Here is a 23,894-nt window from a genome sequence, read left to right on the forward strand (position 1 = left end):
CTCCGGAACGTCAGCCTGTGTCCCTGGCGGATCGGCGCCATCGTCGCCGCAGCCCTGGTCATCCTCCACATCGAGCACGGACGAACCACCTGAAACGAACACTACGCACAGTCGCGAACCGTTACTCGGAAAGGCTCACTGGGTCACGATTCAGGACCCGAACCCCGACCGCGACTGGTTGAAGCGCAGCTACGTGGATACGAGCACCAAATCCGTACTCCATTGACGCGCGGACGGAGATGGTGAGGGCAGCGGAGGCAGCCGGGCCACCCGGACATTCATGCGTGCCGCCGCCGACATCACGCTGGTCGTGATCGCTTTGCCGGTTGTCCTAGAGGTCCTGCCGGCCGGATCTCGCGGTCCCGCTAGCTGTTCGCGTGCTGGTAGACCAGCGCCGCCCGCATGCTCGCGTGGCCCATGCACGGCATCAGCCATGCATGCTGCGAATATATGAGCGAGCTGCTGATGATGGCTTTGGCGTCAGTTGAGCGCCCGGTCGGATGTGCGCGGGATGCGGCGGCGCTCCAACAGCGCTCCACCGAGAAACAAGAGACCCAACCCCAAATTCGGCCAGATTCGCCATTCTGGCGCGAATACACGGGCGTCCTTCGCCCAATTCGATTCTGCAAGGTAAACCACAGGTATCGTCACGCCGACCCTTGGAGATCCCGCCCAGGCCCAGAGATTCGTCTCCTGTCCTGAGCCGACCCGTACGCGCACGAAGTCAGCACGGCCGCCCAAACGCGTGTCTACGACCTCTGCTTGAGTGGTGACGCCGTTCTCGTTCAGGTAAAGCGCCTGGCCGACGGTGAACAGTGCGGAGACCAGCAGCAGTGTGCCAACAAGCGCTGCCAACCACATGCGCCATCTGCCCGGCCTGGCAGGGGGAACCATGATCGGCTCATAGCGGGGCTGCAGAAGGGGCATGTGATGAGCATGCCAGGCAGCAGCTAGACGAACCGCCCACCGCCTGGACGCACGATCGCCCCTTCTCACCTCGCCGTCATGGGCCGTCTGTGGGCCAGCAACCGTGGCACGCGGTCACGAGCGTGGGATGCGGATGTCGACTGGTCGAAGCAAGACGACGATCTCGAATCGGCGATCGTAGTGCGGCCCCCACCCCCACCCCCACCCGGCTCACGCCGTTGACGACGGTCCATCGGTAGAGTTCGTGGCGGGGACGAGCAGGTGACACGGGAGGTGAACGATCTCCACTCTCGACCACGTCGTGCTCACGCTACCGTTTCGCGGCACGTGGCTCGCGCGCAACAGCCCGGCCCGGCGCGTGCCGAGCCACGGCACCCACCTGTTCGCCACGACGTACGCCATGGACTTCGTCGCGGTGCGGGGCCGGCGCACGGCGACCACGCGGGACTGGCGCTCGCTGTTGTCCACGGAGCCGGTGGAGCGGTTCTTCGCGTTCGGTCAGCCCGTCCTCGCGCCCGCCGCCGGCAGGGTGGTGTCGGTCCACGACGGCGCGGCGGACCACGTGGCGCGGCGGTCGCCGCTAGCGCGGGTGCCCTACGCCCTGACCCAGGCGTCCCGGGCGCGCGGCGGCGCCGGCGCGCTCGCCGGCAACCACGTGATTCTCGAGATGGAGGGCCGTCGTGCGTACGTCGTGCTCGCCCACCTGCGCGCCGGCTCGATCCGGGTGGGCGAGGGCGAGCCCGTCGCGGCCGGCCGAGAGTTGGCCGACTGCGGCAACTCGGGCAACTCCACGCAGCCGCACCTGCACATCCAGGTCATGGACTCCGCGGATCCGTTCGCCGCGCGTGGCCTCCCCATGTCCTTCCGGGACTATCGGGCGTGGCGTCGACCCGACGGTCCGCCGGTCGTGGTCGACCGGGGCATCCCCCACGAGTCGGAGGTCGTCGAACCGTTGTGACGCGCCGGATCCGGATCGTGGGGGAGTGCCGCGGCGGCCTCAGCCCACCTTCGGTGCGGCGCGGGAGATGATCGTGGCGAAGTCGACCCCGGGCGGCAGGGTGCCGAACGCGTGGCCGTGGTCCCCGCCGAGGCGCGAGGCGCAGAAGGCGTCGGCGACGGCGGGGTGGCCGTGCCGCACCAACAGCGAGCCCTGCAGGACCAGCGCCAGCCGTTCGACGACGCGGCGGGCCCGCAGCTCGAGGTCGCCGTGGTCGGCCAGGTCGGCCCGCACCTGTCGTACGGCGGCGTCGAGCCGCGGGTCGGCGCCGGCGGCGCCGGTCACCTCGGCCTGGAATACCTCCATGACCTGCGGTTCCTTGGCGAGGGCGCGCAGGACGTCCAGCGCGGCGACGTTGCCGGAGCCCTCCCAGATCGAGTTCAGGGGCGACTCGCGGAACAGCCGCGGCATGCCGGACTCCTCGACGTAGCCGTTGCCGCCCAGGCATTCCAGGGCCTCGGCGGCGTGCGCCGGCCAGCGCTTGCAGACCCAGTACTTGCCGACGGCGAGGGCGAGCCGCTTGAACGCGGTCTCGCCGGCGTCACCGCGCGCGGAGCGGTCGGTCGCCCCGGCGAGCCGCATCATCAGGACGGTGGCGGCCTCGGACTCCACCGCGAGGTCGGCGAGGACGTTGCGCATCAGCGGCTGGTCGGCGAGGTACCGGCCGAAGGCCTGCCGGTGGGTGGCGTGGTGGACGGCGGTGAGCACGCCCTGGCGCATCCCGGCCGCCGCGCCGATGACGCAGTCGAGACGGGTCAGGTTGACCATGTCGATGATGGTGCGCACGCCACGGCCCTCGTCACCGACGCGCCAGGCCACCGCGTGTTCGTACTCGACCTCCGCCGAGGCGTTGGAACGGTTGCCGAGCTTGTCCTTCAGGCGCATCAGCCGCATCGGGTTGCGCGTGCCGTCCGGGAGGACCCGCGGCACGAGGAAGCAGGTGAGCCCGCCCGGCGCCTGGGCGAGGGTGAGGAAGACGTCGCACATCGGCGCCGAGGTGAACCACTTGTGCCCGAGGAGCCGGTAGGTGCCGTCCGGCTCCGGGCGGGCGGTGGTGGCGTTGGCGCGTACGTCCGAGCCGCCCTGCTTCTCCGTCATCGACATGCCGGCCAGCAGCCCCCGCTTGCCCAGCGGCGCGCGCAGCCCGAAGTCGTACGTCGCGGCGGTGAGCAGCGGCTCGTACCGTGCGGCCAGCTCCGGGTTGTGCCGCAACGCCGGCACCGCCGCGTACGTCATGGAGATGGGGCAGCCGTGCCCGGCGTCGGGGCGCCAGGTGTAGAACTTGGCGGCCCGGGCCACGTGTGCGCCGGGCCGGTCGTCCGCCCACGGCGCGGCGTGCAGCCCGTGCGTGACCGCGGTGCACATCAGCTCGTGCCAGGCCGGGTGGAACTCCACCTCGTCGATCCGGTGGCCGTAGCGGTCGTGGGTGCGCAGGACCGGCGGGTGTTCGTTCGCCAGCCGCCCGTACTCGATCGCCTGCTCGGTGCCGCCGATCCGGCCGAGCTCGTGCAGCTCCGCGGTGGCCCACCCGGCACCCTCCCGGGCGAGCCCGTCGAGCAGCGCCGGGTCGTCCGCCGCGTCGTAGCCGGCCAGCGGGGGGACCTGGTTGAGAACCTCGTGCGTCGTCACGGCGATACTCCCATCGCACGGTGGATGAACGTGATCAGGCTGGGGATGGTGCTCGGGCCGGCGACCCCGGCCGCCAGCGGGCCGACCATCGCTTCGGCCAGGGCGCCGACGAGAGCGGTCGCGGTCAGCTCCGGGTCCTGCGGGGGAAGCTCACCGCTCGCCACGCCGGCCGCGACGTAGCCGGCGATCAGTTCGGCGTACGCCCGGCGGAAGACGAGCCGCTCGGCGTCGACCGCCGGGCCGACCGGCTCGACGAGCAGGGCGTACGCCAGCCGCGGGGACTGCAGCGCGCGGCCGGAGAACGTCTCGATGACGGCGGACACCTGCGCGGCGACCGTGGACTCCAGTGCTGCCGCGCGCGCGACCGCGTCCACCTCCCGCTGCGAGGCGGTGCGGAACACCTCGGCGAAGAGGTCGGCCTTGGTGGGGAAGTGGCGGTAGACGCTGCCGGTGGCCATGCCGGCCCGCTCGGCGACGGCGGCGACCGAACAGCCGGCGTACCCGTGCCCGGCCATGATCTCCAGGGCGGCGACGATGATCCGGTCCCGGGACGCGCTCAGTCGGGCTTTCACACGGTCGGTGCTCCGGTAGACCACGCAAGAATTGAACCACCATTCACACCTTGGTCACAAGGTGCGGCGGGGCGGGCGCACGGCGCTGATGTCGGTGTCACCGTGGTGGTCGCGATCGGCGTCAGCCGGCGGCGACGCACCGCTCAGGTGAGGGTGGCCACCGCGTACGCGGCCGCCTCGGCGATGACGGCCTGGTCGTACCCGGCGTCCCGGGTGGCCTTGCTGGACATGATCGAAACGACCAGTGGCGCGGCGCCCGGGGGCCACACGACGGCGATGTCGTTGACCGTGCCGTAGTCGCCGGTCCCGGTCTTGTCGGCCACGGTCCAACCCTTCGGTACGCCGGCCCGGACACGTCGGGCGCCGGCGCCGGTGGCGTTGCGTTCCAGCAGGTCACGGAGGAAGGCGCGCTTGTCGGCCGGCAGCGCGTCACCCAGGACGATCCGCTGGTAGTCGGTGCCGATCGCCCGGGGAGACGTGGTGTCGCGCGGGTCTCCCGGGACGGCCGACACGATCTCGGGCTCGACCCGGTCCATCCGCGTGACCGTGTCGCCGAGGCCACGCGCGTACGCCGTCAGTCGAGCCGGCCCGCCGAGGTCGCGGAGCAGGAGGTTGCCGGCCGTGCCGTCGCTGTAGCGGACGGCGGCGTCACAGAGTTGACGGATCGTCATCCCGGTGGCGACGTGCTTCCTGGTGATGACGGCGCTCTTCATGAGGTCGCCTTCGGTGTACCTGACGACCGTGTCGAGATGCGACAGCGGGTTGTGCGCCAACACCGCCGCTGCCGCCAGTCCCTTGAACGTCGAGCAGAACGCGAACCGTTCGTCCGCCCGGTGGGCGACGGTGGCGCCGGTGCCGGTGGCCAGGGCATACATCCCCAGGCGTACGTCGAACTTCCGTTCCAACTCGACCAGGCGGTCGTGCCGGTTGTCCGCCCCGGCAGTGGCGGAAGAGGACGCGGAGGCAGCGGGAGCGGAGGGAACGACAGCGGATGGCCCGTCCTTCGCGCATCCGGCCAACGGCGAGAGTGCCGCCATACCCAGCAGCGCACGGCGAGTGATGGTCGGTTGCGACGACGGGTCGCGGGTCATCGGCACTCCATTCGCGGGTCGTGAGCGACGAGCCGGTCCGTCGACTGCAGCCGTCGGACGGCTTCATGATCTTTCCGATCGTGGGTTACACGCACCGTCACCCCTGCGCGGTTGCCGACGCTTCCGCCGCTGACTGATGTCGTGGTGCGCGACGCCGGGGGGCTACTCGCTGGGCGTCGACAGCGTCATCGGTCAGCGGTACGCCGGCGGTACGGAATGGGAACGGGGCCCTGGTGTGCTCGGCGCATGCGAGTTCCGAGATCCCGACTCGGGCAGTGGCTGCGGGCGTGCCTGGCCGCCACGGCCGTCGCCGCGGTCGCGCTGCCGTTGGCCGGCTCGGCGGTCCCCGCGTCACCCGGCCGGCCGGGCGGGGTGGGTGCCGACGACCGCCGGGTGCTGGGGCTGGCCGAGCAGCTCCTGACCCGGGAGTGCATGCGGCGGGCCGGGTTCGAGCTGTGGGTGGTGCCGCCCGTCCCCGCCGACCAGCTGCGCGCGTTCCCGTACGTGGTCGACGACGTCGCCTGGGCCCGGGCCCACGGGTTCGGCACCGACCTGGTGGCGGCGACCGACGAGCGCCGGCGCGCCGACCCCAACCAGCGGTACTTCGCCGCGCTGCCCGCCGAGCGTCGCGTCGCGGCGCTGGCCGCGCTCAACGGTGCGCGGCCGGAAGGGCTGGAGGCCCGGGTGCCGTCCGGCGGCGTGGTCCGGCGCAGCGCCGACGGGTGTACGTCCGAGGCACAGCGGCAGCTCTACGGCGACCTGCCCGCCTGGTACCGGTCGAGCAAGGTGGTCGCCGACCTGTCGTACCTGCGCCAGCGGCGGGTGCTCGCCGAGCCGCCGGCCGACCGCGACGGCGACCTGGCCGACCCGGCCTGGACGGCGGCGCTGCGTCCCTGGTCGCGCTGCGTGCGGCAGCAGGGATACCCGGTGGACACCCCCGACCCGCTGCGCGAGGCCGTGGTCACCCGGGGACGGCGGCCGAGGTGGCCGCGGCGGTGACCGAGGCGCGCTGCGCGGCCGGTGGCCTGGCGGCCACCGCCCGCGAGCTGGACGCCCGCCACCGCGCGGAGCTGACGGCGGCGTACCGGCGGGAGGTGGCGACCCGGGAGCGGCTGGAACAGGCCGCGGTGCCCCGGGCCCGGGCCGTGGTCGCCGCGGAATCCGCACGTCGATGACCCGCCCCCGGCGAGCGACGCCGGGGCGAGAAGGAGGATGAGATGAGACGCCTGTACGCGATCATGGCGAGCGTGGCGGCTGCGGCGCACCGGGCGGCCGGGCGGGAGGCGGAGGCGGCGCGGCACGCCCGCCTCGGCGAGCAGCTCGCCCGGCGCTCCGAGCACCTCCTGCTCGCCCGCCAGGCCCGGGACGTGCTGGCCGACGGCGGGCCGCTGGCGTCGGCGAGCTGACCGCCGAGGGGCCGCCGGTCCTGATGCGGGCCGACAGGTCACCGTTCTCCATCGAGGTGGCGAAGGCGGTGTCGCGGCGAGAGACGGGCCGCCGCGAGGAGCAGGACCGGAGCATCGTCGTCCTTGACCGGCACGGCCGCGAGGGTCAGGGCTTGAGGACGACCTTCACGCAGTCCTCCTGCTTGTTCTTGAAGATGTCGTAGCCGTGGGGCGTGTCGTCGAGCCGCATGGTGTGGGTGATGATGAAGCTCGGGTCGATCTCGCCCTTGCGGATGCGTTCCAGCAGCGGCCGCATGTAGCGCTGCACGTGGGTCTGGCCCGACCGCATGGTCAGCGACCGGTTCATGAACGACCCCATCGGGAACTTGTCGATGAAGCCGCCGTACGCGCCGACCACCGAGATCGTGCCGCCGTTGCGGCAGCTCAGGACGGCTTCCCGAAGCGCGTGCGGTCGGTCCGTCTCCATCTTGACCGCCTGCTTGGCCTTGTCGTACGCGTGCAGCGCCGCCGAGGCGTGATGCCCCTCCACGCCGACCGCGTCGATGCAGGCGTCGGGCCCGCGCCCGGCGGTCATGTCCCGCAGGGCGTCGAGGACGTCGGTCTCCTCGTAGTTGATCGTCTCCGCGCCCGTCTTCTCCCGCGCCATCGCGAGGCGGTACGGGAAGCGGTCGATGACGATCACCCGTTCCGCGCCGAGGAGGGAGGCGCTGGCGGCGGCGAGCTGACCGACCGGCCCCGCCCCCCAGATGGCGATGACGTCGCCGCGCTCGATGTCGCACATCTCGGCGGCCATGTAGCCGGTCGGCAGGACGTCGGACAGGAACAGCACCTTCTCGTCCGGGAGGTCGTCCTCGACCTTGAGCGCCCCGACGTCGGCGTACGGCACGCGCACGTACTGCGCCTGACCGCCGGCGTAGCCACCGAGCAGGTGGGAGTAGCCGAAGACGCCCGCGGGCGAGTGACCCATCGCCAGTTCGGCGGTGGCCGCGTTGGGGTTGGAGTTCTCGCAGATGGAGTAGAGGCCGCTCGTGCAGGCGACGCAGTTGCCACAGGCGATCGGGAAGGCCACCACGACCCGGTCGCCGACACCCAGCCCGTCCCGGACGCCGTGGCCCAGTTCCACGATCTCGCCCATGAACTCGTGGCCGAGCACGTCCCCCTTCCTCATCGCCGGGAGGTATCCCTGGAGCAGGTGCAGGTCCGAGCCGCAGATCGCGGACGACGTGATCCGCACGATCGCGTCCCGGGGGTTGATGATCTGCGGGTCGGGCACGTCTTCGACGGATACCTTGTTCGGGGCGACCCAACAGGTGGCTCTCATGTGCTTCCTGCCTTCTCTCGACCGGTCAGCGGGTCGGCAGCGGCTGGGCGGGGCGCTGTTTCAGCTGTTGCTGGACGCTGCTGCCCTGTGGGCTGCCGTCGGACTTCGTGATCTCGCCGGTCTCGATGACCTGCTTGAACCGCCGCAGGTCGTCGCAGGTCTGCTGCTGCGGGCTCTCGCCGAACACCTTGGCCACCATCGCGCCGAACCGCCGGCCCGGCACCGAGTACGTCAGCTCGACATGGACCTCCGTGCCGCGTCCGCCCGCCGTCGGCCTGAACCGCACACATCCGGAGTTGGGCACCTGCGCCCCCGCCACGGAGCGCCACCTGATCAGCTCGCCGGGGCGGTCGTCGACGACCTCCGCCTCCCACTCGACGCTCCCGCCGGCCGGGGCCTTCGCCGTCCAGCGGGAACGCCGGTTGCCGGTCACCCGCACCGACTGCAGGTGGTACATGAACCGTGGCAGCTTCTCGAAGTCGTGCCAGAACCGGTAGGTGTCCTCGACGCTGCGGTTGACCGTGATCGACGCCTCCACCTGGTTGTCGCCCGTCATCCGTCGGCCACGGGTGGCCCGTACCGCGGTGTAGAGGTCGACAGCGGTGATGCCGGCGAGCGCCCAGGTCGTGTAGCGCAGCCGCCGTCGCCGCGCACCCTGGCGGTGCCGCAGCGCCCGGCCGCTGGCGGCGAGGTCCATGATGTCGCCGGCGACCCGCGTCCACGCCCCCCACCCCGCCCGGCGCGGAACCAGCAGCGCGGCGGCGTGCCCGAACTCCCGCACGCCGGCGATCCGCAGCACCGTCCGGGCGGTGCGCGAATCGTCGATGCCGCACATTCGGCTGACCGTCGGTCGGGCGCCGAGCGCCGCTGCTCCGAGGCCGACACTGGCCCAGCCCAGGAGCCGCGCCAGCCTTTCGGACCTGCGGTCCTGGCTCGCCCGTTCGATGCCGAGGCTGTCCGTCAGCGAACGGACGCCAATGGTGGGTTTCCCTGCCATCTACCTCGCTCCAATTCCGTAGCGACCAGCCCGCTGCCCCCGCACGGGTCATGTCCGCTCGCCTCGCACCCGGTGCACGGGGCGGCACCCTGCCGCGCCCGTCTTCCCGGAAATGTCGAGATCACGCCCGGGAGGGGAGCGTCACCCGGTGACGCCGGGCAGGATGGGCACGTGTACATCGAGCCGGTCGACTGCGCGCCCGAGCAGGCGTTCCCGCGAGCGATCCTGCGGCAGCGCTGGGAGGACCTCACCTTCCTGCACTGGGCGGTCGCTCCGGAGCTCGTCGCGCCGCTGCTGCCGGCCGGCACCCGCCCGGACACCCTCGACGGGCTAAGCCATGTGGGCCTGATCGGCTTCCGCATGGTGGGATTGGGCCTCGGCCGCGGGCCGGGGGTGCCGTACCTCGGCAGCTTCTGGGAGACCAACGTCCGGCTCTACTCGGTCGACGGCGCCGGCCGGCGGGCCGTGGTGTTCCGCTCGCTCGACGCGTCCCGGCTGGTCCCGGTGCTGGTCGCCCGGGCGACCCTGCGGCTGCCGTACATGTGGTCGGCGATGCGGCTGGACCGGGACGGCGACCGCTGCACCTACCGGTGCCGGCGTCGCTGGCCCGGCCCGCGCGGTGCGACGAGCCGGATGGTGGTCCGGGTGGGTGGGGTGATCGCCGAGCCGACCCCGCTGGAGCATTTCGTCACCGCCCGATGGGGGTTGCACACCCGGGCGTACGGTCGCACACGGCACCTGCCGAACTGGCATCCCCGCTGGCCGCTGCACCGGGCCGAGCTGCTGCACCTGGACGACGAGCTGGTCACCGCCGCCGGGTTGCCGGCGCCGACCGGACCGCCGGCCAGCGTGCTGTATTCCCCCGGCGTGCCGGTCCGGTTCGGCCCACCGGCCGCCCTGCCCCCGTCTCGCTGATCACCGGCCCGCATCGCTGTGGGTGGCGCGCACCATCAAGCGGGTGTCAACGGCACCGCCGACCCGAACACCCGGACGGCGTGCGCCGTCCGCCGTCCGTCCGGCGCTAGGGTCGGGCCCTATGCGGACGAAGCAGGAGCTGAGCGCGGCCATCCGGCGGGAGCGGCGGGCGGTGTTGGTCGTCAACGCCCACTCCCGCCGGGGCCGCCAGCTCTACGAGGAGACCCGGTCGCGGCTGGTCGCGGCCGGCTTCACCCTGCTCGGCACCTACCCGGTCGACCGGCCCGCCGAACTCGAGCAGAGCCTCGCCGCCGCCGCCGACCTCGGGCCGGACCTCCTGGTCGCCGGCGGTGGCGACGGCACGATCGGCACCGCCGCGCGGCTGCTCGCCCACCGCGACATCGCGCTCGGCCTGCTGCCGCTGGGCACCACCAACAACTTCGCGCGTACGGTGGGCATCCCGCTCGACCTCGACGCGGCGGTCGCGGTCCTCACCGACGGCAAGGTGATCGACGTCGACCTCGGACTCGTGGGCAACATGCGGTTCACCAACCACATCGGCATCGGCCTCTCCGCCGACGTGATGCTCAGGACGCCGCCCCGGCTCAAGCGGGTCATCGGCCGGATCGCGTACCCGATGACCGCCCTGGCGCTGCTGACCCGGCACCGGCCGTTGCGCGCCGCCGTGCGCGCCGAGGGGCGGCGGCACGAGTTCCTCACCCACCAGCTGTACGTCGCGAACGGCGGCTTCCACGCGGGGCGGCCCATCACCGCGGACGCGGACGCCGACGACCGGCTGTTGGTCGCGTACCCGGTGGGTGGCCCGACCCGCCGCGGACTGCTGCGGGACACGGCGCGCAACGCGGCCACCGGCCATCGCCGCACCCTCGTCGAGGAGCCGTTCCTCGCCGTACGCGAACTCTGGCTGGAGACCGACCGGCCGGCGCCCGTGGAGGTGGACGGGGAGCCGTACGGCGAGACCCCGATCCGGATCGGCCTGGACCCCAACGCGCTGCGCGTCATGGCCGCCGCCGACAGCCCGGACCGCTAGGGCGGGGCCGGGAGCCGTCCCCGGCATTACCCCACCTCGCGCCGGGCCGCAGGTGACGGACCACGATGCGGGCTGCCCAAGTCAGGCAGGCATCAGGAACCGCTGACCCGCGGCTGCTGGTGGTCGGTCAGCCGGAACCCGACGCCGCGTACCGCGTCGATGGTCACGCCGGTGCCGAGCCCGGCGAGCTTGCGCCGCAGCCGCTTGACCAGCGACTGCACGTCGGCCCTGCGCTGCAGCCCCTCGTCACGCCAGACCGTCCGGTGCAACTCGGCGTAGCTCCACACCCGGATCGGCTCGGTGGTCAGGCTGATCAGCAGGTCGTGCTCAAGTCGCGTCAGGCCGACCTCGCGATCCCGGCAGCGAGCGGTGGACCGGGCCGAGTCGATCAGCAGCGTGCCGTCGGCGGCCTCGGGCGCGGCGGCAGGGGCCGGCCCGGACGACGCCGGGGGGAGCCGCTGCGGGGCCGCGATCAGCCTGCGCAACTCGTCGAGGTCGGAGACCAGCAGCAGCGGCGCAACGCCGTCGAGGCGCTCCGCGAGTCGGATCCGCTCGGCCGGCGACGGTGCCACCGCGATCACCAGTGGAAATTGTTCCTCGGCCGGATCGCGCCCGTCCGGCACCGTGCCTTCGTCGTGTGCCCCCACAGCACCCACCCGGAAACGATGGGCAAGTTTCTGCCCAGCTTCGTCATGATCGTGACAAAAATTGGCAAGCTTCCCGACGGCTGGCCAACTGTTAGTGACAGATTGCTTACGGCAAGTTCTTGATCGTCCTTTCATGTCGATCATAGTGTCCAGACGGGCAGCCGGCGTGACCCGCGCGGTTGCCTGGGGGCCATGGAGGGTGCGTTCCGCTTCATCCACCTGGGGAGGCGTGTTCCCCGCACCCTCCACCGTGGCTCGTTCCACTCTGGGTCGTTCTGGAGGAGGCGCCACCCATGTTCAGACGTCCATCCACGAGACGCACAGCCAGATCCCTGGTGAGTGCCGGCGCGGCCTTGGTCCTCGCCGCAACAGGCCTGGCCGCCTACGGCTCCGGCGCACAGGCCGCGCTGGCCGGGACAGGAGCAGCCTCCGCAGACGGCAAGATCCGGCCGGAGCTCAGCAAGCAGCTCCAGGGCAAGACCGAAGGGGACTTCTGGATCCGCTTCAAGGACCGGGCGGACCTGAACCAGGCCGCAGCGATCAAGGACTGGGACAAGCGCGGTGCCGCGGTCGTGGCGGCGTTGAAGAAGACCGCCGCCGAGAGCCAGACCAAGATTCGTGCCGAGCTCGACGGCGCGGGCGCGAAGTACGAGACCTTCTGGGCCACCAACGCGATCAAGGTCAGCGGCGGCTCGCTGGCGATGGCGCAGAGCATCGCCTCCCACGCGGAGGTCGAGGGCCTGTACGCCCCGGTCGTCTACCAGGTGCCCGAGGTCACCAAGGGCACCGACGAGAAGACGGTCAACGCCCTCGAGTGGGGCATCGCCAACATCAACGCCGACGACGTCTGGTCCCAGTACGGCGTCAAGGGCGCCGGCATCACGGTGGCGAACATCGACACCGGGGTCCAGTTCGACCACCCGGCGCTGGTGAACTCCTACCGCGGCAACAACGGCGACGGCACGTTCGACCACAACTACAACTGGTACAACGCCGCCGGGACCTGCGCCGCGGCGCCCTGCGACAGCAACGGCCACGGAACCCACACCATGGGCACGATGGCCGGCTCCGCGGGCGCGAACCAGATCGGTGTGGCACCCGAGGTCAAGTGGATCGCCGCGAACGGCTGCTGCCCCAGCGACGCCGCGCTGGTCAACTCCGGCCAGTGGATGCTCGAGCCGACCGACCTCAACGGCCAGAACCCGGACGTCAGCAAGCGGCCGAACATCATCAACAACTCGTGGGGGACCACGAGCCCCTCCAACGAACCGTTCATGGAGGACGTGACGCTGGCCTGGACCGCGTCGGGCATCTTCGGTGTCTGGTCCAACGGCAACAACGGGTCGGCGTGCCAGACCAGCGGCTCCCCGGGCAGCCTGGTCAGCAACTACTCGGCCGGCGCCTACGACATCAACAACAACATCGCCGGTTTCTCGTCGCGTGGCGTCGGCCAGAACGGCGAGATCAAGCCCAACATCGCGGCGCCCGGCGTGAACGTCCGGTCGAGCGTTCCCGGCGGCAGCTACGCCAGCTACAACGGCACCTCGATGGCCGCCCCGCACCTCGCGGGCGCGATCGCGCTGTTGTGGTCCGCGGCACCGGCGCTGGTCGGCGAGGTCAACCCGACCCGCGCGCTGCTGGACAACGCGGCGGTCGACAAGGCCGACACCCAGTGCGGTGGCACCACCGACGACAACAACGTGTACGGCGAGGGCCGGCTGGACGCGCTCGCGCTGCTCAACGCGGCCCCGATCGGCGACACCGGCACCCTGGCCGGCACGGTCACGGACGCGACCACCGGCGACCCGATCGCGGGTGCCACGGTGGCCCTGACGGGCGCGGCGAACCGCGAGCTGACCACCGCTGCCAACGGGACGTACTCGTCGCTGCTCCCGGTCGGTGACTACCAGGTCGCCGTGACGGCGTTCGGCTACCAGGGCAAGACGACGCCGGCGACCGTCAACCGCGACGCGACCACGACGATCAACGTCGCGTTGACGGCGGTGCCCAGCGTCACCGTCAGCGGCTCGGTCACCGACGGGTCGGGCCATGGCTGGCCGCTCTACGCCAAGGTGACCGTCGAGGGTCCGTCCGGTGTGTCCGACTACACCACGCCGGTCAACGGCCGATACAGCATCAAGCTCCCGGCCTCGGCCACGTACAACCTCAAGGTCGAGTCGCAGTACCCGGGCTACCAGACCGTCACCAAGGAGGTCGTGGTCGGCGGCGGCAACGTCATCGCCAACGTCGCCGTGCCGGTGGAGACCAACTCCTGCACCACGGCGCCCGGCTACCGGTTCGGCTCCGACGGCGAGTACGAGACGTTCGACGGCGCCACCGTGCCGGCCGGCTGGTCCGTGGTGGACCACGCGAACACCGGTCAGGTCTGGAAGTTCACCGACGAGGGCGGCCGCCGCAACCTGACCGGCGGCACCGGCAACTTCGCGATCGTCGACAGTGACGAGTACGGCTCCGGTGGGCGGCAGGACACGTCGCTCGTCAGCCCGGTCGTCGACCTGACCGACGTCGCGGCTCCGGTGATCCGGTTCAACCAGGACTACAACTGGTTGGGCAGCGACCGAGCCGATGTCGACCTCAGCGTCGACGGCGGCACCACCTGGACGAACGTGCTCCGGCAGGCGGCCGATGTCCGCGGGCCGCGGGTGACCGAGGTCCCGATCCCGCAGGCTGCCGGCCAGGCGCAGACCCGGGTCCGGTTCCACTACTACGACGCCTCGTACGAGTGGTGGTGGCAGGTCGACAACGTGCTGATCGGCAGCCAGGTCGTCTGCGAGCCGACCAACGGCGGCCTGGTGCTCGGTCACGTCCGTGACAAGAACACCAACGGCTACGTCAACGGTGCCACCGTCACCAGCGACGAGCGGCCGGCGGAGAAGGCCACCACCGTGGCGACGCCCGACGACGCCGGGCTGGCGGACGGCTTCTACTGGCTGTTCTCGTCGCTGACGGGCAACCACAAGTTCACCGCGAAGGCCGGCAACTACGTCAGCCAGGGCAAGCAGGTCGACGTCCAGGAGGACTGGGCGACCGCCGCGAACTTCCAGCTGGCGGCCGGCCGCCTGTCGGTCACGCCGGCTGCGGTGAGCGGAACGGTCCAGATGCCGACCGGCACGGTCAACAAGCCGTTCACGGTGACCAACACCGGCGGGGCCCCGGTCGACGTGGAGTTCAGCGAGCGCGACGGCGGGTTCACCCTCCTGCGCGCCGACGGCTCCCGGATCAGCAAACAGCAGGTGCTCGGCTCCACCGGCGCGCCGGAGCAGCGGCTCACCGCCCCGACGTCGTTCGCCGCGGCGGCTACCGGCAAGGCGGCGACGGTGGCCTCGGCCGCGGTCGGGCCGCAGGCCGCGCCCTGGACCGACATCGCCGACTACCCGGCGAACGTGATGGACAACCGGGTGGTGAACCTGGACGGCAAGGTGTACTCGATCGCCGGCACCAACGGGTCGGCGTCCACGACGAAGAACTTCGTCTACGACCCGATCGCGCAGACCTGGGCGCCGATCGCGGATCTTCCCGGCGCCCGCAACGCCATGACGGTGGGCGTCGTGGACGGGAAGATCATCGCGACCGGTGGCTGGGCGGCGTCCGGCCCGGACGGCACCACCTGGTCGTACGACCCGGCGGCCAACACCTGGACGGAGAAGGCCGACAACCCCGCGCCGCGCTCCGCGGCCGGGCAGGCGGTCGTCGGCGGCAAGCTGTACGCCATCGGTGGCTGCACCACGTCGTCCTGCACGCCGATGTCGAACGACGTGGTCCGGTACGACCCGGGCAGCGACAGCTGGGAGACGCTGCCCGACTACCCGAAGGCGGTGGCCTTCGCCTCCTGCGGCGGGGTCGACGGCGTCGTCTACTGCACCGGTGGCAACGACGGCTCCGCCGTGCTGAAGTCCAGCTACGCCTTCGACCCGGGGGCCAACACCTGGACCCCGATCGCCGACGCGCCGGTCGACAGCTGGGCCAGCTCGTTCGCTGTCGCCAGCGGCAAGCTCCTGGTCGTCGGCGGTGTGCAGGGCGGGGCCATCACGAACGCCGGCTTCGCCTACGACCCGGCCACCGACTCGTGGTCCAACCTGCCGAACGCCAACACGCCGCGGTACCGCGGCGCCGCGGCGTGCGGCTTCTACAAGGTCGGTGGCTCCTCCGGCAGCTTCAACGCCACGCCCGACAGCGAGGCACTGCCCGGGTTCGAGGAGTGCGCCGAGGGTGGCGCCGACGTCAGCTGGATGACGATCGACAAGACGGCGGTCACGCTGGCACCGGGCGAGCAGGTCACGGTCACCGTCGGGATGACGGCGAACGTCGACCAGCCGGGCACCTACTCCGGTTCGGTCGCCATCAAGGAGAACACGCCGTACACGGTGGAGCCGGTGGCCGTGACGATGAACGTGAAGCCCCCGACCACCTGGGGCAAGCTGATGGGTACGGTCACCGGGACGAGCTGCCAGGGTGCCAGCTCGCCGCTTGCCGGTGCCGTCGTCCAGATCGACTCGTGGGCGATGTCCTGGACGTTCGCCACCGACGCCGAGGGCAAGTACGCCTACTGGATGGACCGTCGGAACAACCCCATGACGATGATCGTCGCCAAGGACGGCTGGAAGCCCCAGACCCGTCAGACGAGGATCAACACCACCACCCCGACGGTGGAGGACTTCGCTCTGTCCCCCATCCGTTGTTGACAGTTGACCGCTAGCTGACAGTCCGGCCCGCCTGGTCATCGACCAGGCGGGCCGGATCAGTTTCGAGGGCTGCGGGCGGTGCGCGTTCGAACGCGCGTGCGCGGCCATCGCGGTGACCACGACGCCCACAGGAGTGCGCGTCCGAGGGCTGCTAGCGGTACGCGTTCCGAGGGCTGCGAGCGGTGCGTGGCGCCGCCCGGCAGCGTCTCCGGGCTCGCTCGGCGGCGGCGGATCGTGGTCAGGCCGGGGCGAGGCGGAAGCCGACCCCGCGGACGGCGTGGATCGTCGCCGAGGCGTTCAGCCCGGCCAGCTTGCGCCGCACCCTCCGCACGACCGAATGCATGTCGGAGCCGCGGCCGAGGTGCTCGTTGCCCCAGACCTTGAGGTGCAGCCGCTCGTACGTCCAGACCTGCCCGGGCGCGCCCACCAGGCACAGCAGGAGATCGTGCTCCAGGCGGGTCAGCTCGATCTCGCGGTCCTGCCAGCGCAGCACCCGCCGGTCGGAATCGACGCTGAGGTCGGGTGGCGGCACAGTGGTGCCGCCGGCGGCCGCCGCGACCACGGTCTGGACGGCTGGGGCCACTGCCCCTGGCGGCGGGGTCTCCACCAGGTCGAGGAACTCCCGTGCCTGGTCGACGCTCGAGACGATCAGAAACGCCTCCGTCCCGCCGAGCAGTCGCGCGAGCTGCCGGCGTTCGGCCGGCGAGGAAGCGATTCCGATGACCAAGGACACGGCCGGGATCCCCCTCATGCCCCACCCCTTCCGGCTCCCCACCCGTTCCGGGACAGTTACTATACGACGCCGATCAATCGGTTTGTGACCCTGGCATGATGTCGTCCCGCTTCGGTCAAAGGTGGTTACATTTTGGCGTCCGTAAATGGGTGGTTTACGGCGCCGACGGAAGCGGCGGGGCCTTTCGTGGTGGGTTGACCGATCTTTCGGACATGGGCGCTCCGGCCGGCGACCGGGCGAGGGCTCCCGTGACGCCTGCGTACCGGCCGCCGTGTCGAGCCCGCCGCTCGTTACGGGACGCGCCCGGACGGCTCGGGCGTCGCGGCAGCCGATGTCTCGTATGCGGCGTGGTCGTTTCCGCTCCAGCCGACACCCTGCTGAAACACGCGTGTGCTAATTACGGTCATGGACCGACGGTATTTCGGCACGGGTCCGTGTCGCGTCGCCGCACACATTGGCGGCGTCCTGAAATGCTTCACGGACAATTCCGGTATCACAATGACATTGCCGCGCCTGACAGGCCTGGGCGGGCCGCCCGGCCGCCTGCCCGGTCACGGACGCGCGGGGTCGCGACCGTCCTGCGAGCCGGTTTCGGCGCGCCGGGCGGCGGCGAGGAAGGCGTTGTACCGGGCGAGGTCGTCCTCCTCGCCGGTGGCCTCGGCCCGGTCGGCCGCCCGGTCGAGGCGGCCCTGCTCGCGCCGGTCGGCGCGGATCCACTGGCGCACCAGCACGATCATGACGAACGCGGCCGGTACCTCCCCGAAGGCCCAGGCGATCCCCGCGCCCAGCTTCTGGTCGTCGAGTAGGGAGGACGCCCACGCGGGGTGGACGGCGGAGTACCAGTCCGGGGCGATGAGGGTGGTGCTCTGCATCAGGACGAGGCCGAAGAAGCCGTGGGCCATCATCGCGGCCAGGTGGAGGATCACCAGCAGGGGAGGGGCGAGCCTCGGCCGGCCGGGGTCGACCCCGATGAGCACCCAGAACAGCAGGTACCCGGCGGCCACGTAGTGGATGAGCATGGCCAGGTGGCCGACGTGGGACCGCATCAGCATGCCCAGCAGGTCGCTGAAGTACAGGCCGAAGAGGCTGCCGGCGTAGATGCCCAACGCGACCACGGGATGGGTGAGCAGCTTCGCCGGTCGGCTGTGCAGCACCATCAGCAGCCACTCCCGGGCGCCGCGGACCTGCGGGTCCGTGGGCCGGCGCAGGGCGCGGAGGGCGAGGGTGACCGGGGCGCCGCCGACGAGCAGGATCGGCACCAGCATCGACAGCACCATGTGTTGCACCATGTGAGCGCTGAACAGCACGTACGCGTAGCGGGCCACGCCCAGGTCGGTGATCGCGGCCAGCAGCAGCATGCCGGCCAACCAGCTCGCGGTGCGGCTGACCGGCCAGCGGTGCCCGGCCCGGTGCAGCCGCCACACGCCGGCCAGGTAGCAGCCGACCCCGGCGGCGGTGAGGGTCAGGAAGAACATGTCCGGCAGCGGCTGGCCCACCAGGAGCGCCGGGGTCGGCGCGGCGGGCATCGGAAAGCCGAGCAGCTCGGTGATCGGATCGGCGTCGAGCGGGTCCCCGGACACCGGTGCGGGGCTGCGGGACAACGCCACCGACAGCCCGACGGTGGCGGCGAACACGACCAGTTCGCCGGCGGCCAGCTGACCGAACGCGCCGGGGCGGCCCGCGCGCAGGGCCGGCAGGGTCCGCGACCGGTGCAGGGCGCCGAGGACGCCCAGGATCGCCAGCGCGACGAGCTTGCCGAGGACCAACCAGCCGTAGCGGGACTGCCACAGCTCCGCCACGGAGCCGAGGCGCACGGCGGCGTTGGCCGATCCGCTCACCGCGACGGCCGCGAAGCAGCCCAGGGCGAGGCGGCTGTACCGGCCGGCGGTGTCGGCGAGTTGCCGGCTGCGACGGATCATCAGCAGCGCCGCCAGCCCGCCGGCCCACAGCGCGGCGGCCAGCACGTGCAGGGCGAGGCTGGTCACCGCGATCTGGTGGTTGCCCGCCCCGGCGGCGTGCCCGGTGAACGCCGGCGGCAGCACCGCGACCAGGGCGACCAACGCCACCACGGCGGCGAGCCCGCGCGACACCCCCGCCCGGGCCAGCACCGCCGCCGTCAGGGCGAGCCCCGCCTGCACCAGCAGCGCCTGGCCCTGGGAGATCGAGGAGGCGAAGCTGACCACGGTGGCGAGGCTGAGCCCGTCCACGGGGACGCCGAGCAGGTCCGAGACCGTCAGCACGATCAGTGTGGATGCGGCCACGGCCCAGCCCGCGGCCGCCGTGCCGGCGCGGCGCAGCAGCAGCCAGCCGTGCGGGGACACGCTAGGACCGTCACCGGGCAGCAGGAACGCGGCCGTCACCACCATCCCCACCGTCAGGGTGGCGAGGCCGTCGGCGAGCAGCCGGACCACGGGCAGCGCCCACGCCGTCACCGGCCCGGGATCGGGCAGGCCGGGGATCGCGGCGGTGAGCGCGCCGCCGGCGCGCAGGCCGAGCAGGAGCACGGCCACCGCCGACGCCACGGCCGCCACCGGCACGAGCCACCCGCCGCGACCGCTGGCCGCCGGCCGTACCCCGCGGGCGGTCGCCCCTGCGGTGGGGCCGGCATCCGCGGCCGCGCGCCCGGCGTCCGGGACGGGGGCCGGGTGGGAGATGGTGTCTGGCACGTCGGTTCCCTTGCTGGTGGGGAGGGCGGTGGTCGCCCGGTGGGGCTGCCCGGCGGGGCCGCCGATGGGGCGTCGACCTTTCCGGTCGGCTGGGCGTGCGTCAGGCGCCGGCGCGGCGACGACGCCACAGCACGGCGGCACCGCCGATGACGGCGGCCAGGACCCCGGCGGCCACCACCAGCGTCGCGGTGCCCGGCCCCCCGCCGGAGCCGCTCGCGGAGGCGGCGGGGCCGGCCGACGGGGTGGCCGGGCCGGCGGCCGGTGCGGCGCTGCTCGCTGCGGTCACCTGCGGGCTGGCGCTCGCCGAGGGGTCCGCGACGGTGAACCGGTACGAGCCCTGCACGGGGTGCCCGTCGGCGGAGACGACCCGGTAGGCGACGGTGTAGGTGCCGTTGGCCAACGGTCGGTCGATCGTCACCGTCCCCGTCGTTCCGGTGACGACGGGCTCGCCGGTGGCGACCTTCGCCCGGGCGGCGTCGGTCAGTGCGATGGTGGTGAAGGCCGGATCGAGCTTCTGCATGAACGTCAGCCTGACCTGGGTCGGCGCCGTGGCCAGCCGGGCCTCCTTGGCGGGGCTGGCGGACTGCAGCGTGTTGTGCGCGGCGGCGGGAGCGGCCGGCACGAGCAGCAGCGCGGCGGCGGCCAGCGCGGCGGTGACGAGACCGGTTGCGGTCGGGCGGCGGAATCGGGTGGGCATCTCTGGTGCTTCTCCTGGTGGGGTGGTGGTCAGCCGAGCAGTTGTTGGCCGATCCAGCCGCCGTCGGGGCAGCCGGGCGGGACGGCGAAGACGGCGGAGCCGATCGGGGTGGTCCACTCGTTGAGCAGGTCCCGTTCGGCGAGGCGCCGCTGGATGGGGAGGAACTGGCGGGCGATGTCGGCCTGGTAGGAGGCGAAGATCAATCCGCTGTCGGCGGTGCCGGCGGCGGTGGGTACCCCGTCGTAGTTGTAGGGGCGGCGGAGGATCTTCAGCCGGTTCTCGCCGACGTGGGCGCGGGTCAGGTGGGAGAAGTCGGGGATGACGGCGAGCCCGTCGGGGCCGGTGGCGGCGAAGTCGGGCACGTCGTGTTCGGCGGCGCCGGTCAACGGGGCGCCGGTGTCGAGGCGGCGGCCGACGGCGAGTTCCCGGTCGGCGCGGCCGAGCAGGTCCCAGGTCTCCAGGTTCATGCTGATCCGGCGGACGACCAGGGTGCTGCTGTCGCGCAGCCACGCTGGCCCGTCGGGCACCCACACGGCGGTCTCCAGCGGCCCACCCGGCCTGGGGTTGGCGGTGCCGTCGAGTTGGCCGAAGAGGTTGCGCTGGGTACGCCCGCCGGGTTCGACGCCGGCGCCCCGCCGGAAGCCCTGCTGCACCCACCGGACGGCGGCGAACGGCCGGCTGTCCTTGACCAGGAGCCGTTGGGCGTGGGCGACGGTGACCGGGTCGTCGGCGCAGATCTGCAGTAGCAGGTCCCCGCCCGACCAGCGTGGCTGGAGCCGGTCGACGCGGAACGAGGGCAGGGCGGCCACCGACGCCGGCCGCCGGTCCGCGAGGCCAGCGGCGGCGTAGAGACCGGGGCCGAAGCCGAAGGTGACGGTCAGCCGGGCGGGCAGGAGCCCGAGTTCCGGCTCGGTGTCGGCCAGCGCGGGCCGCCCCTGGGTGAGGCGGGCCGCGTCGTCGGTGAGCAGCCGAAGCATCCGGCCCAGCGCCGCCCGGTCGGTGCCGGGCCTCAGGGTGAACGCCACGAACGACGCGTGTGCCTGCGGCTCGGTGGCGACGCCGGCCTGCCGGGGCCCGTGGAACGGCTCGACCGCCCCACCGACCTCGGCCACGGGCAACGCCTCGACGGGCCGTGCCCCCGGGTCGGAACGGGTGGCGGTGACGGCGGCGGCGCCGGCCAGGGTGCCCCCGGCGGCCAGGGCGCCGCCGGTGAGCAGGCCGCGCCTGCTCACCGGGCGGGCGGTGGGCACCCCGGTCACGACGCCGGGCTGGTGGTCGTCGCGGGCTTGCCGCTCGTGCCCGGCGCGGGTTCGCCGTGGCCGGGGGCGTAGCTCTCCTGCGCACCGGTGAACGGCTTGGCCACCGCGGTGAACGTCTGGGTCCGGCCGTCGGCGAAGGTCAGCGTGAAGCTCACCTGGTCGCCGGCCCGCACCGGCCGCCTGAGGGCCATCAGCATCAGGTGGTCGCCACCGGGCTCCAGCACGTGCGTGCTCCTGGCCTTGACCACGATGCCGCCCTGCTTGGCCCGCATGACCATCTGGCCGTCCCGCATGGCCATCTCGTGCAGTTCCATCGGCGACACGTCGGTGGCGGCAGCGGTGATCGTGACGTCGGTGTCGCCGTCGTTGACCAGGCTGCCGAACGCCGCGGTCATTCCCGTGTCGGCTGCCTTGACCCACGGGTCGCGGACGCCGAGCACACCCGCCGCGCTCGCCGTGGCCGACGGTGACGGGCTGGTCGCGGCGGCCGACGAGCCGTCGGAGGATCCGCAGCCGACCGCCCCGCCGAGCAGGAGGGCGACGCAGGCGAGGAGTACGGCCGGTCGGCGACGCGAGCCGGCGAGCATGGTGCGGAGCATCGGGCAGGTCCCTTCGAACGGTGACGCGACGTTCGGTTGGTCGGCCCGGTGGTCGGAAAAGTTCCGGCCGGGAGCCGATCCTGTCCGAAATTGATCAGGCCGCCCGACGGTCGGGGACGCGGGCGGAACCGGGGTACGGCGGCAGCAGCCGCAGCCCCGGCGATTCGGGCTGCTCCTCGGCGGGCAGGTGCCAACGAGGCTCGTCGGTGCGGTTGCGCCGTACCGGGCCGTCGGGGCGCAGACCGGGGCGGGACAGCGCGACGACGAGCGCGTAGCCCACGAGCAGGAAACCGTGGCTGACCAGCCGGGTGCTGTCCACCCGCCCCGTCGCCAGGTCGTTGACCGACAGCAGCACCAGCATGCCGACGAACGCGCTCAACATCGGCACCAGCCCCGTCGGGGGAGTGCGCCGGGCCGCGACGAAGAGGAACCCGGCGCCGACCGCGACGTTCCAGGCCGCCGACTCGTGCCACAGATGCCCCGCCGCCAGCCCGTCGGCTGCCGGATGCGCGTGTGGGCCGGCGACGCCCCGCCCGATCTGTGCCAGGCCCAACACCAGCTGCAGCACCCCGATCAGCCCCAGCACCGCCCGCAGGCTGAGCACGGCCCGCTGCCGCAGACCGAGCACGGCCCGCCCTCGCCGCCGTCGCGGCGGCACCTCGGGCAGCGCGTCGAGGACGACGTCCGTGAGGTCGTCACCGGCGACCATGACCGACAGCCGCGCCCGCCGGGTCACCGCCGCGGCCTGGTCTAACCACGTCCGGCAGCCGCCGCACCCGGCCAGGTGCGCCTCGGCCGCCGTCCGCTCGGCGGGGGACTCCTCCCCGTCCAGCTGCGCCGACAGCACCTCACGCCACTGCTCACACCCCATGCACGGGTAGTCGTTCCGATGCTGCCGTCGGTTCCCGACGATTTTCGCCGGCCGCCGCTGCGGCCCTGCTCAACCGGGGTGCGGCCCGCTCAGCCGGCCGCGTTCTCGCCCGGCCGCGCGGCCGCCGACCGGCCGCCGCCGTCCATGGCGGCCACGAGGTCCTCCCGGGCCCGGGCCACCCGGGAGCGGATCGTGCCGACGGGGCAACCGCAGACCTCCGCCGTCTCGGCGTAGGACAGGCCGAGCACCTGGGTGGCGACGAACGCCTCGCGCCGGTCCGCCGGCAGCGCCGTGACCAGCTGCTCCAGCACCACCTGCCGGTCGAACGCGCTCCGCGACGCGTCAGCGGTGTCATGCCCGTCGGTCAGCGGCACGGTCCGCGGACGGGACGTGGCGGTCCGGATGTGGTCGACGGCGACCCTGCGGGCGATCGCGAGCAGCCACGTCCGCGCCGACGACCGCCCCGCGAACGACCGCAACGACCGCACCGCCCGCAGGAAGGTCTCCTGCGCGAGGTCGTCCGCCTCCGCGGGGGAGACCAGCACGGCGAGGAAGCGCCGGACCTGCTGCTGCGTCGCCCGGACGAACCGGGCGGCGGCGTCCCGGTCACCCCGGCCGGCGGCCAGCGCCCACGCGGTGATCTCCGCGTCGTCGGCCATCCGGCACCTCCCGTCAGCCCACCGGAGGAAGGACACCCCCACGGCGGTCACGACAAGTCGTAGTAGTAACCGGGACGGTACCGTATCGCGGGCGATGCGACGTATCTCTCCCTGCGGTAGTTCGCCAGACCGGATCGGATCAACCAGGCCGAGA

General features: G+C 72.5%; 21 protein-coding genes and 1 pseudogene. 8 read left to right on the plus strand and 14 right to left on the minus strand.

Features of this window, described 5'->3' with window-relative positions:
* Positions 1–93 (plus strand): annotated as a pseudogene (locus AB0G14_RS20545) (IS5/IS1182 family transposase); the annotation flags it as partial.
* 387 nt (positions 94–480) lie between these two features.
* On the opposite strand, the gene AB0G14_RS20550 reads toward AB0G14_RS20545, so the two are convergent.
* A complete protein-coding gene (locus AB0G14_RS20550) occupies positions 481–927 on the minus strand; it encodes a hypothetical protein (protein ID WP_357699623.1) in 447 nt (148 codons plus the stop codon).
* A 301-nt stretch (positions 928–1,228) separates the two neighbouring features.
* On the opposite strand from AB0G14_RS20550, the gene AB0G14_RS20555 reads away from it, so the two are divergent.
* Positions 1,229–1,885, plus strand: coding sequence for a M23 family metallopeptidase (locus AB0G14_RS20555; RefSeq protein WP_357699625.1), 657 nt, complete (start codon positions 1,229–1,231; stop codon positions 1,883–1,885).
* A gap of 39 nt (positions 1,886–1,924) precedes the next feature.
* Here the strand turns inward: AB0G14_RS20555 and AB0G14_RS20560 are convergent, their stop codons facing one another.
* The 3 genes from AB0G14_RS20560 to bla all read right to left on the minus strand — a co-directional run bounded on the left by AB0G14_RS20560 (position 1,925) and on the right by bla (position 5,216).
* A complete protein-coding gene (locus tag AB0G14_RS20560; protein ID WP_357699627.1) occupies positions 1,925–3,553 on the minus strand; it encodes an isovaleryl-CoA dehydrogenase in 1,629 nt (542 codons plus the stop codon).
* On the minus strand, positions 3,550–4,125 hold the full coding sequence (locus tag AB0G14_RS20565) for a TetR/AcrR family transcriptional regulator (RefSeq protein WP_357699629.1): 576 nt from the start codon (positions 4,123–4,125) through the stop codon (positions 3,550–3,552). The genes AB0G14_RS20560 and AB0G14_RS20565 overlap by 4 nt, the downstream gene beginning before the upstream one ends.
* 143 nt (positions 4,126–4,268) lie before the next feature.
* Positions 4,269–5,216: a class A beta-lactamase gene (gene bla / locus AB0G14_RS20570; RefSeq protein WP_357699631.1), complete on the minus strand. Its 948-nt coding sequence runs from the start codon at positions 5,214–5,216 to the stop codon at positions 4,269–4,271.
* A 246-nt stretch (positions 5,217–5,462) separates the two neighbouring features.
* Here bla and AB0G14_RS20575 point away from each other — a divergent pair, with 246 nt between their 5' ends.
* The 3 genes from AB0G14_RS20575 to AB0G14_RS20585 are packed head-to-tail and all read left to right on the plus strand — an operon-like array spanning position 5,463 to position 6,622.
* Positions 5,463–6,215 carry a hypothetical protein gene (locus AB0G14_RS20575; protein WP_357699633.1) on the plus strand — a complete coding sequence of 251 codons (753 nt, stop codon included), beginning with the start codon at positions 5,463–5,465 and terminating at the stop codon, positions 6,213–6,215.
* Complete coding sequence (locus AB0G14_RS20580; RefSeq protein ID WP_357699635.1) at positions 6,212–6,391, plus strand: hypothetical protein; 180 nt, start codon at positions 6,212–6,214, stop codon at positions 6,389–6,391. Before AB0G14_RS20575 ends, AB0G14_RS20580 begins: the two co-directional genes overlap by 4 nt.
* 42 nt (positions 6,392–6,433) lie before the next feature.
* The gene (locus tag AB0G14_RS20585; protein WP_357699637.1) at positions 6,434–6,622 is read left to right on the plus strand and encodes a hypothetical protein; all 189 of its coding nucleotides are present in this window, start codon (positions 6,434–6,436) and stop codon (positions 6,620–6,622) included.
* Positions 6,623–6,767: 145 nt separating this feature from the next.
* On the opposite strand, the gene AB0G14_RS20590 is transcribed toward AB0G14_RS20585, so the two are convergent.
* Positions 6,768–7,943, minus strand: coding sequence for a zinc-dependent alcohol dehydrogenase (locus tag AB0G14_RS20590; RefSeq protein WP_357699639.1), 1,176 nt, complete (start codon positions 7,941–7,943; stop codon positions 6,768–6,770).
* Between the two features lie 25 nt (positions 7,944–7,968).
* Positions 7,969–8,778 (minus strand): SRPBCC family protein, encoded by an 810-nt coding sequence (locus AB0G14_RS20595; RefSeq protein ID WP_357699641.1) that lies wholly within the window; start codon positions 8,776–8,778, stop codon positions 7,969–7,971.
* Between the two features lie 333 nt (positions 8,779–9,111).
* On the opposite strand from AB0G14_RS20595, the gene AB0G14_RS20600 reads away from it, so the two are divergent.
* Together AB0G14_RS20600 and AB0G14_RS20605 are read left to right on the plus strand one after the other, a co-directional pair.
* Positions 9,112–9,855 carry a DUF2071 domain-containing protein gene (locus AB0G14_RS20600; protein ID WP_357699643.1) on the plus strand — a complete coding sequence of 248 codons (744 nt, stop codon included), beginning with the start codon at positions 9,112–9,114 and terminating at the stop codon, positions 9,853–9,855.
* A 121-nt stretch (positions 9,856–9,976) separates the two neighbouring features.
* Entirely contained in the window at positions 9,977–10,906 is a 930-nt protein-coding gene (locus AB0G14_RS20605) for a diacylglycerol kinase family protein (RefSeq protein ID WP_357699645.1), read from the plus strand.
* Positions 10,907–10,998: 92 nt separating this feature from the next.
* Here the strand turns inward: AB0G14_RS20605 and AB0G14_RS20610 are convergent, their stop codons facing one another.
* The gene (locus AB0G14_RS20610) at positions 10,999–11,562 is read right to left on the minus strand and encodes a winged helix-turn-helix domain-containing protein (RefSeq protein ID WP_357699647.1); all 564 of its coding nucleotides are present in this window, start codon (positions 11,560–11,562) and stop codon (positions 10,999–11,001) included.
* Positions 11,563–11,888: 326 nt separating this feature from the next.
* On the opposite strand from AB0G14_RS20610, the gene AB0G14_RS20615 reads away from it, so the two are divergent.
* On the plus strand, positions 11,889–16,256 hold the full coding sequence (locus tag AB0G14_RS20615; protein ID WP_357699649.1) for a S8 family serine peptidase: 4,368 nt from the start codon (positions 11,889–11,891) through the stop codon (positions 16,254–16,256).
* A 238-nt stretch (positions 16,257–16,494) separates the two neighbouring features.
* Here AB0G14_RS20615 and AB0G14_RS20620 read toward each other — a convergent pair whose 3' ends face one another.
* The 7 genes from AB0G14_RS20620 to AB0G14_RS20650 form a co-directional block, all read right to left on the minus strand.
* A complete protein-coding gene (locus AB0G14_RS20620) occupies positions 16,495–16,989 on the minus strand; it encodes a winged helix-turn-helix domain-containing protein (RefSeq protein WP_357699651.1) in 495 nt (164 codons plus the stop codon).
* 551 nt (positions 16,990–17,540) lie between these two features.
* Positions 17,541–19,526, minus strand: coding sequence for a cytochrome c oxidase assembly protein (locus AB0G14_RS20625; protein ID WP_357699723.1), 1,986 nt, complete (start codon positions 19,524–19,526; stop codon positions 17,541–17,543).
* A 229-nt stretch (positions 19,527–19,755) separates the two neighbouring features.
* Positions 19,756–20,352, minus strand: a complete 597-nt coding sequence (locus AB0G14_RS20630; RefSeq protein ID WP_357699653.1) for a copper resistance CopC family protein — start codon at positions 20,350–20,352, stop codon at positions 19,756–19,758.
* Between the two features lie 29 nt (positions 20,353–20,381).
* Positions 20,382–21,611 (minus strand): Dyp-type peroxidase, encoded by a 1,230-nt coding sequence (locus tag AB0G14_RS20635; RefSeq protein ID WP_357699655.1) that lies wholly within the window; start codon positions 21,609–21,611, stop codon positions 20,382–20,384.
* Positions 21,608–22,210 (minus strand): copper chaperone PCu(A)C, encoded by a 603-nt coding sequence (locus tag AB0G14_RS20640; protein ID WP_357699657.1) that lies wholly within the window; start codon positions 22,208–22,210, stop codon positions 21,608–21,610. The genes AB0G14_RS20635 and AB0G14_RS20640 overlap by 4 nt, the downstream gene beginning before the upstream one ends.
* A 94-nt stretch (positions 22,211–22,304) precedes the next feature.
* Positions 22,305–23,081, minus strand: coding sequence for a zf-HC2 domain-containing protein (locus AB0G14_RS20645; RefSeq protein WP_357699659.1), 777 nt, complete (start codon positions 23,079–23,081; stop codon positions 22,305–22,307).
* A gap of 89 nt (positions 23,082–23,170) precedes the next feature.
* On the minus strand, positions 23,171–23,740 hold the full coding sequence (locus AB0G14_RS20650) for a sigma-70 family RNA polymerase sigma factor (RefSeq protein WP_357699661.1): 570 nt from the start codon (positions 23,738–23,740) through the stop codon (positions 23,171–23,173).
* Positions 23,741–23,894 lie beyond the last annotated feature (154 nt).

The sequence above is a fragment of the Micromonospora sp. NPDC023814 genome, assembly GCF_040639595.1.
GTDB lineage: Bacteria > Actinomycetota > Actinomycetes > Mycobacteriales > Micromonosporaceae > Micromonospora.